12 protein-coding genes are annotated in these 12,525 nt (G+C 72.1%); 7 read left to right on the top strand and 5 right to left on the bottom strand.

Annotated features, from left to right (window positions below; translation table 11 throughout):
* Positions 1-27: 27 nt before the first annotated feature.
* Entirely contained in the window at positions 28-1,104 is a 1,077-nt protein-coding gene (locus ACTWPW_RS52345) for a LacI family DNA-binding transcriptional regulator (protein ID WP_443173339.1), read from the top strand.
* Positions 1,105-1,159: 55 nt separating this feature from the next.
* Here ACTWPW_RS52345 and ACTWPW_RS52340 read toward each other — a convergent pair whose 3' ends face one another.
* Entirely contained in the window at positions 1,160-1,309 is a 150-nt protein-coding gene (locus ACTWPW_RS52340) for a hypothetical protein (protein WP_443173338.1), read from the bottom strand.
* Positions 1,310-1,619: 310 nt separating this feature from the next.
* On the opposite strand from ACTWPW_RS52340, the gene nhaC reads away from it, so the two are divergent.
* The 3 genes from nhaC to ACTWPW_RS52325 are packed head-to-tail and all read left to right on the top strand — an operon-like array spanning position 1,620 to position 5,727.
* Positions 1,620-3,083, top strand: coding sequence for a Na+/H+ antiporter NhaC (nhaC, locus tag ACTWPW_RS52335; protein WP_443173337.1), 1,464 nt, complete (start codon positions 1,620-1,622; stop codon positions 3,081-3,083).
* The gene (locus ACTWPW_RS52330; protein WP_443173336.1) at positions 3,067-4,464 is read left to right on the top strand and encodes a basic amino acid/polyamine antiporter; all 1,398 of its coding nucleotides are present in this window, start codon (positions 3,067-3,069) and stop codon (positions 4,462-4,464) included. Before nhaC ends, ACTWPW_RS52330 begins: the two co-directional genes overlap by 17 nt.
* Positions 4,465-4,473: 9 nt before the next feature.
* Positions 4,474-5,727: an arginine deiminase gene (locus ACTWPW_RS52325; RefSeq protein ID WP_375116071.1), complete on the top strand. Its 1,254-nt coding sequence runs from the start codon at positions 4,474-4,476 to the stop codon at positions 5,725-5,727.
* Positions 5,728-5,731: 4 nt separating this feature from the next.
* On the opposite strand, the gene ACTWPW_RS52320 is transcribed toward ACTWPW_RS52325, so the two are convergent.
* On the bottom strand, positions 5,732-7,105 hold the full coding sequence (locus ACTWPW_RS52320; protein WP_443173335.1) for an alpha/beta hydrolase domain-containing protein: 1,374 nt from the start codon (positions 7,103-7,105) through the stop codon (positions 5,732-5,734).
* 209 nt (positions 7,106-7,314) lie between these two features.
* Here ACTWPW_RS52320 and ACTWPW_RS52315 point away from each other — a divergent pair, with 209 nt between their 5' ends.
* Positions 7,315-8,466, top strand: a complete 1,152-nt coding sequence (locus ACTWPW_RS52315) for a low temperature requirement protein A (protein WP_443173334.1) — start codon at positions 7,315-7,317, stop codon at positions 8,464-8,466.
* 19 nt (positions 8,467-8,485) lie between these two features.
* Here the strand turns inward: ACTWPW_RS52315 and ACTWPW_RS52310 are convergent, their stop codons facing one another.
* Positions 8,486-8,776 (bottom strand): hypothetical protein, encoded by a 291-nt coding sequence (locus tag ACTWPW_RS52310; protein WP_443173333.1) that lies wholly within the window; start codon positions 8,774-8,776, stop codon positions 8,486-8,488.
* A gap of 214 nt (positions 8,777-8,990) precedes the next feature.
* Here ACTWPW_RS52310 and ACTWPW_RS52305 point away from each other — a divergent pair, with 214 nt between their 5' ends.
* A complete protein-coding gene (locus tag ACTWPW_RS52305; RefSeq protein ID WP_443173332.1) occupies positions 8,991-9,449 on the top strand; it encodes a hypothetical protein in 459 nt (152 codons plus the stop codon).
* Positions 9,450-9,541: 92 nt separating this feature from the next.
* Positions 9,542-9,859, top strand: a complete 318-nt coding sequence (locus ACTWPW_RS52300) for a DUF5713 family protein (protein ID WP_375116066.1) — start codon at positions 9,542-9,544, stop codon at positions 9,857-9,859.
* Between the two features lie 320 nt (positions 9,860-10,179).
* Here the strand turns inward: ACTWPW_RS52300 and ACTWPW_RS52295 are convergent, their stop codons facing one another.
* Together ACTWPW_RS52295 and ACTWPW_RS52290 are read right to left on the bottom strand one after the other, a co-directional pair.
* A complete protein-coding gene (locus ACTWPW_RS52295; RefSeq protein ID WP_443173331.1) occupies positions 10,180-11,934 on the bottom strand; it encodes an amidase in 1,755 nt (584 codons plus the stop codon).
* Positions 11,931-12,230 carry a hypothetical protein gene (locus ACTWPW_RS52290; RefSeq protein WP_375116064.1) on the bottom strand — a complete coding sequence of 100 codons (300 nt, stop codon included), beginning with the start codon at positions 12,228-12,230 and terminating at the stop codon, positions 11,931-11,933. Before ACTWPW_RS52290 ends, ACTWPW_RS52295 begins: the two co-directional genes overlap by 4 nt.
* Positions 12,231-12,525: the final 295 nt, after the last annotated feature.

Below are 12,525 nucleotides of genomic sequence, written 5' to 3'. Positions count from 1 at the left end.
CAGGTTTCAGCGCCACGTGGAGGTGAGATGGTCCGGCGTCCGGCGTCCGGCGAGGAGGGGCCCAGGCCGACGACGATCCGCGACGTGGCGGCGCACGCGGGTGTGTCCGTGGCCACGGTCTCCCGGATCCTGTCCGGCACCTACCCCAGCGCGCCCGCCACCCGCGGCAAGGTGATGAAGGCGGTCCGCGAGCTCGACTACGTGGCCAACGCCAACGCCCGCGGCCTGGCCGGGGCGAGCAGCCGCAGCGTCGCCATCGTGGTCAACTCCGTCGTCTCGCCCCACTACGCCCACGTCGCGCAGGGCGTGCAGACGCAGGCCGCGCTCGAGGGCAAGCTGTGCATCGTCGGCACCACGGGCGGCGACCCGGAGCGCGAGCTCGCCACCGTCCAGCTCATGCGCCAGGAGCACGCCGAGTGCGTGATCCTCGTCGGCAACGTCGTCGCCGACGAGGCCTACCGCGAGCGCATGGCCGAATACGCCCGCGCCCTGGCAGGGGCCGGCTCGCGGCTCGTCCTGTGCGGCCGCCCCGCGCTCGGCCCCGACGTGCCCGCCCTCGTCGTCGAGTACGACAACACCGGCGGCGCCTACGCCATCACCAGCCACGTGCTCTCGGCCGGCCACCGCCGCATCCTCTTCCTCGGCCGCCGTGACGGCTACACCACCCCCGACAGCCGCATCGCCGGCTACCGCAGGGCATTGGCCGACTTCCACGTGTCCCACGACCCCGGCCTGGAGGTCGAGGGCACGATGGAGCGCGACGAGGGCCACCGCATGATCCGCGAGCGCCTCGCGGCCGGCCCCCGCGACTTCACCGCCGTCTTCGCCGGCAACGACCTCATCGCCGCCGGCGCCCGCCAGGCGCTGCGCGAGCACGGGCTGCGCGTGCCCGACGACGTCTCCATGGTCGGCTTCGACGACCTGCCGCCCTCGGCCGACATCGACCTCACCACCGTGCACGTGCCGCACGAGGAGCTGGGCCGCACCGCCGTACGCCTGGCCCTCGAACGCGGCAGGTCAGGCAACCCGGCCCAGCACGTCATGCTCGGCACCCACATCGTCGTCCGCGACTCGGTCCGCCCGGTAAGGCCCGAATCTTCATGATCCAGAAGCGGCAGCCCGCGGGCCGCCGCCGCTCCCGGGCCTCAGCCCGCGTCTGTCAGTCGTCGTCGTCATCCGGCACCGGTATGGACTGGGTCACCTGCGTCTGGACCCGCGTGTCGGCCTGCGCGGCGCCGGCCGACACGCCGAACAGGGCCGTGACGCCCACGGCGGCGGCGAGGGCTGAGCTGATGATGGTTGTCCGCATTGCGGGTACCCCCGGTTCCTGCTTGTTCGCGACGCCGTCCCTGGGGCCGGCCGTCGCCTGGCAGTCAAGGGTCGGGCTGCCCCGGTGGGGGGCAGGGCCATCCCGTCACGGCGTCAAATGCGCCCCAACTGCCGCCGCCTGAGGCGCAGCCGTACCACCTGCCGCAGGAACTCCGCGGGGGACGGTAAAAGCATTCTTGCGGCGATATCGGCAAAGCCATAGGTTCGTCGCACGTTCGCCTGCCTCATGGGGGAATGGTGGAGTAATCGCAGGTAGCCGGGCTGCGTGCCACTCCGACTGGTGAGAGATCATGGCGAACGACCGCAGACGCGAGCCGTCGCTGATCGATGCGCTGATCCCGATGGCCACCCTGGTCGTGCTGATCGGCGGCGCGCTGGCGCTGTTCGGGTTGGACGCGCTGAACGGGCCGATCCAGGTCGCGCTGGTGCTGTGCGCGCTGGTGGCCGCCCTGGTGGTGCTGAAGAACGGTCATCCCTGGGAGGACGTCCAGGCCAGCGGGCAGCGCGCCCTGTCCTCGATCACCAGCGCGATGTTCATCCTGCTGGCGGTCGGCGCCCTCATCGGCGTCTGGAACATGTCGGGCACCATTCCCACCCTGGTCTACTACGGCATCCAGGTCCTCTCGCCGGGCTGGTACTACGCGGCCTCCGCGCTGATCTGCGGCCTCATCGCGATGTCGATCGGCAGCTCGTGGACCACCGCGGGCACCATCGGGGTGGGGCTGGTCGGCATTGCCATCATGCTCGGCGTCTCGCCGGCCATCACGGCGGGTGCCGTGATCTCCGGCGCCTACCTGGGCGACAAGCTGTCCCCGCTGTCGGAGACCACCGTGCTGACCGCCCAGCTCGTCAAGGTGGACCTCTACCAGCACATCAAGCGGCAGGCGTGGACCTCGGTGCCCGCCTTCGTGCTCGGGTTCGTGCTGTTCCTGCTGCTCGGCCTCGGCCGTGGACCGTCGCCGGCGCAGGAGGGCGAGACCGCCGTCGACCTCAAGGCGCTGGGCGACATCTTCTGGATCACCCCGCTGAACCTGCTGCCGCTGCTGCTGGTGGTGCTGTCGATCCGCAAGACCCCCGCCACGCTGGCCCTGGTGGCCTCGACCCTCTTCGCGGGCCTACTCGGCCCGTTCACGCAGCCCGCGGTGGTGGCCGAATTCGCGGGCCAGGGCGGCGTCCTGGGCGGAGTCAAGGCGGTATGGCAGGCCATGGCCACCGGGTTCGACAAGAACACCGGCATCGCCGACGTCGACGCGCTGCTGTCGCGCGGCGGCATGGAGAGCATGCTGACGACGCTGTGGCTGATCATCGGCGCGGTCACGTTCGGCACCGTTCTGGAGGAGTTCGGGCTGATCAACCGGCTCATCGCGCCGATGGTGCGCTCGGCCAGGGGCACCGGACGGCTGTTCCTGACGGTGTTCGCGTCGGCGTTCGGGCTCAACGTCATCGCCGGTGACCAGTACATCGCGCTGGTGCTGCCGGCGCGCGTCTACCGGGCCGAGTTCGCCCGGCGCGGCCTGGCGCCGGCCAACCTGTCGCGACTGACCGCCGACAGCGGCACGGTGACCTCGCCCCTGGTGCCGTGGAACTCCTGCGGCGCCTTCATGAGCGCGGTGCTCGGCGTCTCCACGCTGGCCTACCTGCCGTTCTGCTTCTTCAACATCTTCAGCCCGCTGCTGAGCGTGCTGTACGGGTTCACCGGTTTCAGGATCGAGCGGGTCGCCGCGTCGGAGGTCACCCATGAGCAGCACCACTGACACCAGGCAGGCCGCCCAGGGATTGTCACTGCCGACCCTGACGGCCATGGTCGTCGGCTCGATGGTCGGCGCCGGCGTGTTCTCCCTGCCGCGCAACTTCGCCCAGGCCACCGGCGTGTTCGGCGCGGTCGTCGCCTGGGTGGTCGCGGGGGCCGGCATGCTGATGCTCGCCCTCGTCTTCCAGACGCTCGCCGTGCGCAAGCCGGACCTGAACGCCGGCGTCTACGCCTACGCCAAGGCCGGGTTCGGCGAGTTCCCCGGCTTCTTCTCCGCCTTCGGCTACTGGGCCAGCGCCTGCGTCGGCAACGTCTCGTACTGGGTGCTGATCAAGTCCACGCTGGGGGCCGTCATCCCCGGTTTCGGCGAGGGGAACACGCTCCTGGCGGTCCTGGTGTCCATGGTGTGCGTGTGGGCCTTCCACCTCATGATCATGCGGGGGGTCAAGGAGGCCGCCGCGATCAACAAGATCGTGACCGTGGCCAAGGTCCTGCCGATCCTGCTGTTCGTGGTGATCCTCGCCGTCGCCTTCCGGTCCGGCGTCTTCACCGCGAACCTGTGGGGCGACGGGCGGCTGTTCGACCAGGTCAAGGCCACGATGCTGGTGACGGTGTTCGTGTTCCTCGGCGTCGAGGGGGCCAGCGTCTACTCCCGGTACGCGCGCCGGCGCGAGGACGTCGGCCGGGCGACCGTGCTCGGCTTCCTGGGCGTGCTGGCGCTGTTCGCCTCGGTCACGCTCCTGTCGTACGCCGCCCTGCCCAAGGCCCGCATGGAGGGGCTGCGCCAGCCGTCCATGGCCGGGGTGCTCGAATCCGTCGTCGGCACCTGGGGGGCCGTGCTGATCAGCGTCGGGCTCATCGTCTCGGTGCTGGGCGCGTACCTGGCCTGGACGCTGATGGCGGCCGAGGTGCTGTTCGTGGCGGCCAAGGACGACGACATGCCGGCCTTCCTGCGGCGCGAGAACCGGCACGGCACCCCGGTGGCCGCCCTGGTGATGACCAGCGCGCTCATCACCGCCGTGCTGGCGATCACGCTGTTCTCCGACGACGCCTTCTCCTTCACGCTCAAGCTGACCAGCGCGCTGTCGCTGGTGCCCTATCTGCTGGCCGCCGGGTACGCGCTCAGGCTCGGCGGCACCGGCAGGCAGATCCTGGTGGCCACGCTGGCCGTGATCTACACGGCGTTCCTCATCTTCGCCGCCGGGCTGGAGTTCCTGCTGCTGTCGTGCGTCATCTACGCCCCCGGCACGATCCTGTTCGCGCTGACCCGCCGCGAGCACGGCAGGCGCGTCTTCTCCCCCGCCGAGCTCGTCCTGTTCGCCGTGGTCGCCGTGGGCGCCGTCCTCGGCGTCATCGGCCTGGTCACCGGGTTCATCACCATCTAGGAGGCTTCCATGTCGTACGGCGTGCACTCCGAGGTCGGCACACTGCGCAAGGTCATCGTGCACCGGCCCGAGCTGAGCATGAAGCGGCTCACACCCGACAACAACGACCGGCTGCTGTTCGACGACATCCTCTGGGTCGAGCAGGCGCAACGCGAGCACGACGCGTTCGTGGCCATGATGCGCGAGCGCGGCATCGAGGTCTTCCACCACCAGCAGTTGCTGGCCGAGGCGCTGGACTCCGGCTTCGCGGCCAGGCAGCACGCGGTCGAGCAGGCGGTCACCCACCTGACCGTGGGGCCCGCCCTGGTCGACACCGTACGCGAGACGCTCTCCGGCTGGAGCGGCGACAAGCTCGCCACCCACCTCATCGGCGGGCTCAGCAAGCGGGAGTACGGCATCGCCGCCCTGGACGACAGGTCCCTGGTCGCCGCCTCGGCCACGCCCGGCGACTTCATCCTGCCGCCGCTGCCCAACACCCTCTACCAGCGTGACCCGTCGGCCTGGCTGTACGGCGGGGTCTCGCTCAACCCGATGTTCTTCCATGCCCGCCTGCTGGAGACCATGAACCAGTCCACGATCTACCACCACCACCCGATGTTCGCCTACGAGGACTTCGCCTTCTGGTACCCCGCCGCCGGGGAGGACGCGCGCTTCGACGAGGAGGACTACGGCACCGCCGCCATGGAGGGCGGCGACATGATGCCCATCGGCAACAGGACGGTCGCCATCGGCCTGTCCGAGCGCACCAACGCCCGCACGGTCGAGCACGTCGCGCTGTCGTTGTTCGCCGCCGGCGCCGCCGAGCGGGTGATCGCCGTCAACATCCCGAAGCGCCGCTCGTACATGCACCTCGACACCGTGTTCACCCTGCTCGACGTCGACAAGGCCACCGCCTACCCGCCGTTCCTGGAGACCGCCACCACCTACTCGCTGCGCCCCGGCGACAAGCCGGGCACGCTGGAGGTGCACCGCGACGCCGGCTTCGTCACCGCCCTGGAGGAGGCGCTCGGCCTGAGCCGGCTGGAGGTCATCCCGACCGGCGGCGACGACTACCAGCAGGCCCGCGAGCAGTGGGACTCCGGCAACAACTTCTTCGCCCTGGCCCCGGGGGTGGTCGTCGGCTACCACAAGAACCAGTTCACCAACCGCAAGCTGCGCGAGCACGGCGTGGAGGTCATCGAGATCGAGGGCTTCGAGCTCGGCAAGGGCCGAGGGGGCGCGCACTGCATGACGTGCCCCATCGAGCGCGACGGCGTCTCCTAAGGGGTCATGATCCGGGGCGGGCGGCGTCGAGGAGGTTCTGCCTGGCGTCGGCCGGGAGCAGGTAGCCCGCCTTGAGGTTGTGGGCGTCGGCGCGGGCCACGGCGGCGACGTAGCGGCCGTGGGAGGGGTACAGCTCGTCCAGTCGCGCCTGGTCGAAGGGGATGTGGGTGCCGAAGAGCACGCAGAAGGTCTCGCCGGAGTTGTCGCCGGTGTTCAGCGCGGTGGGCGCCGCGACCTGCGAGAGCCGGATGCCGCCGCGGGCCAGGCCCAGCTCGTCGCGGGCCTTGGTGCCGTCGGGGGCGAACTCCAGCGGCGGCGCGGTGGGCGGCGCGACGCCGCGCTCGGCCCAGCGGGTCAGGTGGTCGTAGGCGGCGGCTATGACGTGGTGCAGCGGGACGCGGCTGAACGGCGGGCGGGCGCACGTGTACGTGGGGGCCTGGCCGAGGTCGCGGGCGAGCAGCGGCACCCGGCTGCGGTAGCCGTGCCAGCCGGAATGGGCGCTGCCGGCCACCTCCCAGCGCCGGAACCGCTCGGTGTCGGGGGGCCGCACGGGGGTGCGCACGTCGGTCTCGGACAACACCTGGAAGACCGGCTCGGCGCCGGCCCGGGTGGGGGCGTTGCCGACGATCTGCGCGAAGCCATCGAAGACGCTCTCGATCTGGGGCAGCACGGCGTCGTAGTAGACGGTGAGCCGGCCGGCGGACTGCGAGGCGCCGATGGCCAGGACGGTACGGGGGCGCAGCCGGCCGAGCGGCGCGGCCCCGGCGGGCGGTGTCCGCAGCGCCTTGGCGGCCTGGGAGAAGATGTCGTAGGAGAGCTGGTCGGTCATGAACTGACCGCCGCCGGTGACGTCGAGGTCGCCGTACCTGGCGGGGCTCCACTGGCGTAGCTGGTTCACGCCGACCCGCTGGGCGGAGACGCCCACCCAGGCGTACCCCGCCCGGGTGATCTGCTCGGTGCTCCACAACGCGTCCAGGTCGTATCCGGCGGTGACGTTCTGCCATTCGGCCAGGACGGTGCCGTTGAACCTGGCGGGGCTCGCCGGGCGGCGCACCAGGACCCGGGTCCGGTACGGCACGTCCGAGGCGAGCAGCTGCCCCGTCGCGCTGTAGGCGTCGGCGTTCCCCGACAGGTGGAACTCCTGCTCGACGTAGCCGAGAGAGGCCAGGTCGGCGTCGGTGGCCAGCCACGGGTAGGTCTCGGCCACGTCCGGCGAGGCCGGGTCACCCGGCGGGGCTCCCGGCAGCGGCCCCTCGACCTGGGGCACCGCGACCGGGGCCGGGACGGCGGCCGTCCCGTCCTTTGCGGCGGCCGCCGCGGGGGTGAGCAGCAGCGTCACCGCGAGCAGTGCCGCGGCCGTGCTGGGGAATGGCGTCATGGCGCGAGCTCCTTCCGGGCCGGGCCCGACCGGCCACCTCAGATCGTCTCCTCTCCCCGCCCGTCCGGCATCGGTGAAATCACCGTCCCCGTGCCACCTCATGGAGATCGCCGGCGAATCCGGTCAAGCACCCCGCCGGACAACTGCACTTACTTTTCCCACTTTGACACCGACGAGCAGGGGGGCCGGGGCGGGGGTAAGGGAGGATCATGGCCGATTCGCATGACGGCGGTGGCCGCAGGCCGTTGTGGCGCAGGATGGCCGGGCGGGACCCCGGCGAGTCCCACCGCGTCGCCACCCCGCTGGAGCTCCTGTCCGACCTGTGCTTCGTTGTCGCGGTGGCGCAGGCGGCCGCGGCCTTCCACCACGCGCTGGCGGAGGGGCACGCGGGCAGCGGCGTGCTCGGGTACGCCATGGTGTTCTTCGCGATCTGGTGGGCGTGGATGAACTTCACCTGGTTCGCCTCCGCCTACGACACCGACGACGCGGCGTACCGGTTGCTGATCTTCGCGCAGATGGCCGGGGTGCTCATCCTCGCCGCCGGGGTCCCGGCGGCCTTCCAGGACCGGCACTTCGGGCTGGTCACCCTCGGCTACGTCGTCATGCGCATGGCCCTCGTACCGCTCTGGCTGCGCGCCGCCCACGGGCATCCCGAAGGGCGATCGCCCGCGCTCCGGTACGCGCTGGGCATCACCCTGGTCCAGCTCGGCTGGGTCGTGCGGCTGGTCCTCCCCGACGAGCTGGAGCTGGTCTCGTTCGGCGTCCTGGCGGTGGCCGACCTGGCGGTGCCCGTCTGGGCGGAACGGGTGCGCACCACCGCCTGGCACCCGCATCACATCGCCGAGCGCTACGGCCTGTTCACGATCATCGTCCTCGGCGAGTCCATCCTCGCCGCCACCGTCGCCGTCCAGGCCGGGCTGGAGCGGCAGATCAACACGGCGGCGCTGCTGTCGGTGGCCTTCAGCGGCATGGTCATCGTCTTCGCCATGTGGTGGCTGTACTTCGCCCGCCCCGCGCACAGGCTGCTGGCCTCGGGCAAGACCGCCTTCGCCTGGGGTTACGGCCACTACTTCGTCTTCTCCTCCGCCGCCGCCATCGGCGCGGGCCTGGCGGTGAACGTCGACTACGACAGCAACCGGGCGCACGTCGGCGCCCTCGGGGCGGGGGCGGCGGTCGCCGTGCCGGTGGCCGTCTTCCTGGCCAGCCTGTGGCTGGTGCACGTGCGGCCGCATCGCCCGCGTGCCCGGGTGCGGGCCGCCTACCTGGCGGGCACGGTCGCGGTGCTGGCGACGCCGTTCACCGGCCTGCCGCTGCCGCTGATCGCGGCGGTGCTGATCGTGCTCGTCATCGCCGGCCGCTGACCTCGCCTTGCGCGCCCGGTCAGGCCGCGCGGAAGCTCACGGTGGCGTGCAGGCGGTTGCCGAACAGCACGTGCCCGTACGCGTAGGCCGCCACGACCGTCCCCACCCGTTCCGCGCCGCCCGTACGGACGAGCCGGTGCTCGGCCGCGAGCGCCACCACGTCGGAGTAGAGCCGCCACAGGCAGATCGCGACGGCGATGCCCAGGACAGGAAGGTCAAGCGTGGGGGTGACGCTGTCCAGCGGGACGAGGACGTCGGCCTCCGGATGGTACGGCGGCGGCCGAGCCGGGGACCGCCGGGCGTCCAGCACGACCAGGCGCGGGCCGGGCCGGCCGCGGGCGGCGCACCAGGGCGTTGTCAGGCACAGGTACGGCTCCTCACCGGACCAACGGTGTCGGCGGGACCTCCGGCAAGGAGGAATATTGCCCTCAGTCGTGTCCGTACGACCTGGGCGGCCACGACGTAGGGTCCAGATCAGCAACCGGTTCCCCGGTCACGACCACATCGGCCTCAACGGAGCCTTCATGACCGTCACTCCCGCGCAACTGCGCGCCCTCGCGAGCCGTGCCGAGGCGCTCACCGCCGAGGTCCGGGCGCTCTGCGACGGCGCCGCCAACGGATCACCGGAACGCGACCTCCTCGCCGCGGGGCGGCACGCCGCGAACTGGCTGGCCCGCGGCGCCGAGGACCTGCGGCGCGCGGCCGCGGACGTGGCCGCCGCCCAGGCCCAGCCGTGCGGCCTGCCGTGGAGCGTCTGCCCCGAGCACGGCAACACCCTCGACTCCCGCGCCGGCGTCTCCACCTGCCGGGTGTGCGGCCGCACCTGGAAGTACGACCGGCCGGGCCTGCCGTGTCCGGAGCCGGTGACGTGGAAGGTCATCGACCGGGCGGGGACGGAGACGAGGATGTGCGACGGGCACGTACTCGGCGCGCGGGCGGTCTCCGACGGCGCCACCTTCATCCGCCTCGACGCGGGGGCGTGATCGGGTTTTTGTCGGTGGCGCGGTGCAGGATCGACCTGCCAGATCGTCGACGGGGAAGGGACAGCGCGGTGCCGCCCACGAATCAGCAGGTAGTGGACCATGCCTTTCTGCGGGGCATGTATGCCGACGGCTATTTCCCCGATCACGTCGTGGACAAGGGCAAGGCGATCCTGTTACGGCTGTGCGAGCGGATCGAGGCCGAGCGGCCCGCCGACCTGGCGGCCCTGTACGCGCTCACGGCGGTGGCGACGGAGGAGTTCAACGCGCTGGACGAGGACTTCGTGGCGGCCGGCAGCGAGATCGAGACCGTCGCGCGCGAGGTGATCGCCGAGGATTTCTGGTTCGTGGCGTCGGCGTACGGGTTCGGGGAGGCGGACGTGGAGACGTTGATCGCCGACCGGGACTGGTGACGCGCGGGCTCTCCCACGGCGGCGGGCTCTCCTACGGCGCGAGCGGACTCCCGACCGCGCGAGCCAGCCACCATCCGGCCGGCCCGGGCGGTCGATGCGCCACCCGACCGGGCCGGGCGGTGGGGGCGCCGTCCGGAACCGGTCGGGCGGTGGGAGGCCGGTCGCCGCACGTCCCCGGGCAGATCCCCGATGGGAAGCCGGTCGGGGGCGCCACCCGGCCAGGTGGGTGGCGCGAGGCCTGTCGCTGCCTCGTCCCCGACAGGGCGGGGGTCGGCCGCCGCGGTGCCCTGCTCAGCGACGGCCTCCCCCGGTAGTCGCGGTCACTGGGACTGTTCGGCGGCCTCCTCCGCCGAGATCCGGCCGCGGCCGGCCGGAGTGCGGAGCTGGGCGGCCGGCGGGTCGGCGGGGCGGCGCCAGTGCCAGTCCGAGACGGCCTGGTAGGCGGCGACGACCGACAGCAGCCGGTCCTCCCCGTACGGCAGGCCGCCGAGGATGGTGCCGATGGGCTCGCCCGCCGAGGTGAACCCGATCGGAAACCCGATCTCCGGCAGCCCGATCGCGTCGAACGGCGTCGGCGAGGTCTGCACCACCACGTCGCACCGGTCGAACACCTGGTCCAGCACCCGCTCCAGCAGCAACAGCTTGGCCCGCTGCCCCGTGACGTACTCGTTGGCCCCCATCAGCGCCCCCTGGAGCCAGCCGATCACCGACACCCCGAAACCCCGCAGATCGGACCGCAGGTACGGCATGAACGGCTCGCTGCGCTCCGGCAGGCGGACGTTGTTGAACTCGCTGCCGGTCAGCAGGTCCCACTCGTCGGGGAACGGCACCTCGACGAGCGTCACCCCGCGGATCGCCGCCATGGCCGACAGGAAGGCGCGGCGCGCGGCGGCGGTCTCGGAGGTGCCGTCGGAGTAGCCGGGCAGCACCCCGATGCGGGTGTTCCAGCGCAGCCGGAGCCGGCCGCCCACGTGTACGGGGGTGGCGGCGCCGATCAGGTCGGGCACCTTGGGCAGGCCCTGGGTGCGCGGGTCGGCCGGGTCCTCGCCGGCCATCGCCGTGAGCATGATGGCCGCGTCCTTGGCGTCGCGGGCGAGCGGGCCCGGATGGTCGCGCGTGTAGCTGAGCGGGATGATCCCGTACAACGACACCCGGCCCATGGTCGGCTTGAGCCCGGTGAGGTTCTGCGCGTTGGACGGGGCGGTGATGGAGCCGCCGGTCTGCGTACCGGTGCCGGCGGCGGCCAGCCGTGCCGCCACGGCGGTCGCCGTACCGGTGGAGGAGCCACCGGGGTTGACGCCCGGGTCGGTGGGCGTCCACGCGTTGACCGTGGTGATCACGCCGGCCGGGGTCGTGGCACGGGTGGTGGCGAGCGGGCCCATCTGGGTCTTGCCCAGCACGATCGCCCCCGCGGCCTTGAGCGACGCCACGGCCGTCGCGTCGAAGGCCGGCACGAAGTCCTTGAACAGGAACGAGTTCGCCGTGGTGGGCACGCCCTGCGTGTAGTAGTTGTCCTTGATCGCGAGCGGCATCCCGTGCAGCGGGCCGCGCCGCTGCCGCCGGCCCGCCGCCCTGGCCGCCTCGCGGGCGGCGTCGGCGAGCACGGTGTTGAAGGCCTGGTACGTCGTCTCGAACGCGCCGATCCTGGCCAGGTAGGCCTCGACCAGCTCCAACGGGGTGATCTGGCGGTTGCGGATCATCCACGCGGCTTCGGCGAGGGTGAGCTCGGTGGGGTCGGCCATGGCCGCCGGCCGCGGTTTGGCATAGGCGTTCGCCACGTCCAGGCCGGGCTGATCCTTCCCGGCAAGCCCCGCCGGCGCGCCGGCCGGCCCGACGAGACCGCCTGCCCCGGTGGAGGCCGCTGACCCATCCGCGGCGGACCCCGCGGACCCCGCGGCCGCCGCGGATGCCGGGAGGGTCGCGGCGATGCCGGCCGCCGCACTCACCGCCGCCGCCCTGGCCAGGAACGCGCGCCGGTCCACCGTACGGTCGAGCGGCTGCGGGCCGTCGGCGTCGATCGGGAGGGGATGGTCGAGCGGGAGGGGGTGGGGGTGCTGGTGCCTGCGGGGGCTCACTTGCGCCACTCCACGCTGATGGACGGGTACATCATCGGAGCGCGCTGCTGGGACAGCGCCGGGTCGGCCGGTGCGCCGGTCCCCTCGGGCGGGGGGAGTCGGTAGGCGGCGAGCGGCGTGACCGTGCCGCGCATGAACGAACGCAGGGAGGCGAGCGCGGTGTCGCGACCCGGCGCACCCGTCTCGGGATCGGCCGCCGTACCGGCGGGGAGCTGGTCGAGGTCTATGCCCAGCATGGCCAGCCGGGTCCTGATCATGGTGTTGAGCTCGGCGTCAGAGGGGGGTGCGGGCGTCACGGCGATCTCCAGGGTTGAGGGAGCCAGACCACATTCGAAGCACCGCGTGTCACACGAATGTCCCAAAGATCACATACATGTGAAAACCTCCCCGGCATGGGACTCGCCCGTCACCCGGGGCACGCATCCGCAGGTGCTCCGCACAGGGCCGATCAGCTCCACCACCCCCGGCCACCCAGTCCGGGCCCGGTTGGGGCCGGATTGGGGACCGCGCCAAACGGACGGACCGATGGCCGGCACGGAGAGGCGAGTCAGCGGCCGGTGACGGCGGCCGGGCCGGAGCGGGCGGGTGAGC

It is taken from the genome of Nonomuraea sp. KM90, from assembly GCF_052246675.1.
Lineage (GTDB): Bacteria > Actinomycetota > Actinomycetes > Streptosporangiales > Streptosporangiaceae > Nonomuraea.
The sequence above is the reverse complement of the archived record's forward strand: the minus strand, read 5'-3'. Positions and strand labels throughout refer to the sequence as shown.

What these genes read in the sequence shown, in the direction of transcription:
- ACTWPW_RS52330 (WP_443173336.1), top strand. Translation starts at nt 3,067, where the DNA reads ATGAGCAGCACCACTGACACCAGGCAGGCCGCCCAGGGATTGTCACTG.
- ACTWPW_RS52305 (WP_443173332.1), top strand. Translation starts at nt 8,991, where the DNA reads ATGACCGTCACTCCCGCGCAACTGCGCGCCCTCGCGAGCCGTGCCGAG.
- ACTWPW_RS52325 (WP_375116071.1), top strand. Translation starts at nt 4,474, where the DNA reads ATGTCGTACGGCGTGCACTCCGAGGTCGGCACACTGCGCAAGGTCATC.
- ACTWPW_RS52340 (WP_443173338.1), bottom strand. Translation starts at nt 1,309, where the DNA reads ATGCGGACAACCATCATCAGCTCAGCCCTCGCCGCCGCCGTGGGCGTC.
- nhaC (WP_443173337.1), top strand. Translation starts at nt 1,620, where the DNA reads ATGGCGAACGACCGCAGACGCGAGCCGTCGCTGATCGATGCGCTGATC.
- ACTWPW_RS52315 (WP_443173334.1), top strand. Translation starts at nt 7,315, where the DNA reads ATGGCCGATTCGCATGACGGCGGTGGCCGCAGGCCGTTGTGGCGCAGG.
- ACTWPW_RS52320 (WP_443173335.1), bottom strand. Translation starts at nt 7,105, where the DNA reads ATGACGCCATTCCCCAGCACGGCCGCGGCACTGCTCGCGGTGACGCTG.
- ACTWPW_RS52345 (WP_443173339.1), top strand. Translation starts at nt 28, where the DNA reads ATGGTCCGGCGTCCGGCGTCCGGCGAGGAGGGGCCCAGGCCGACGACG.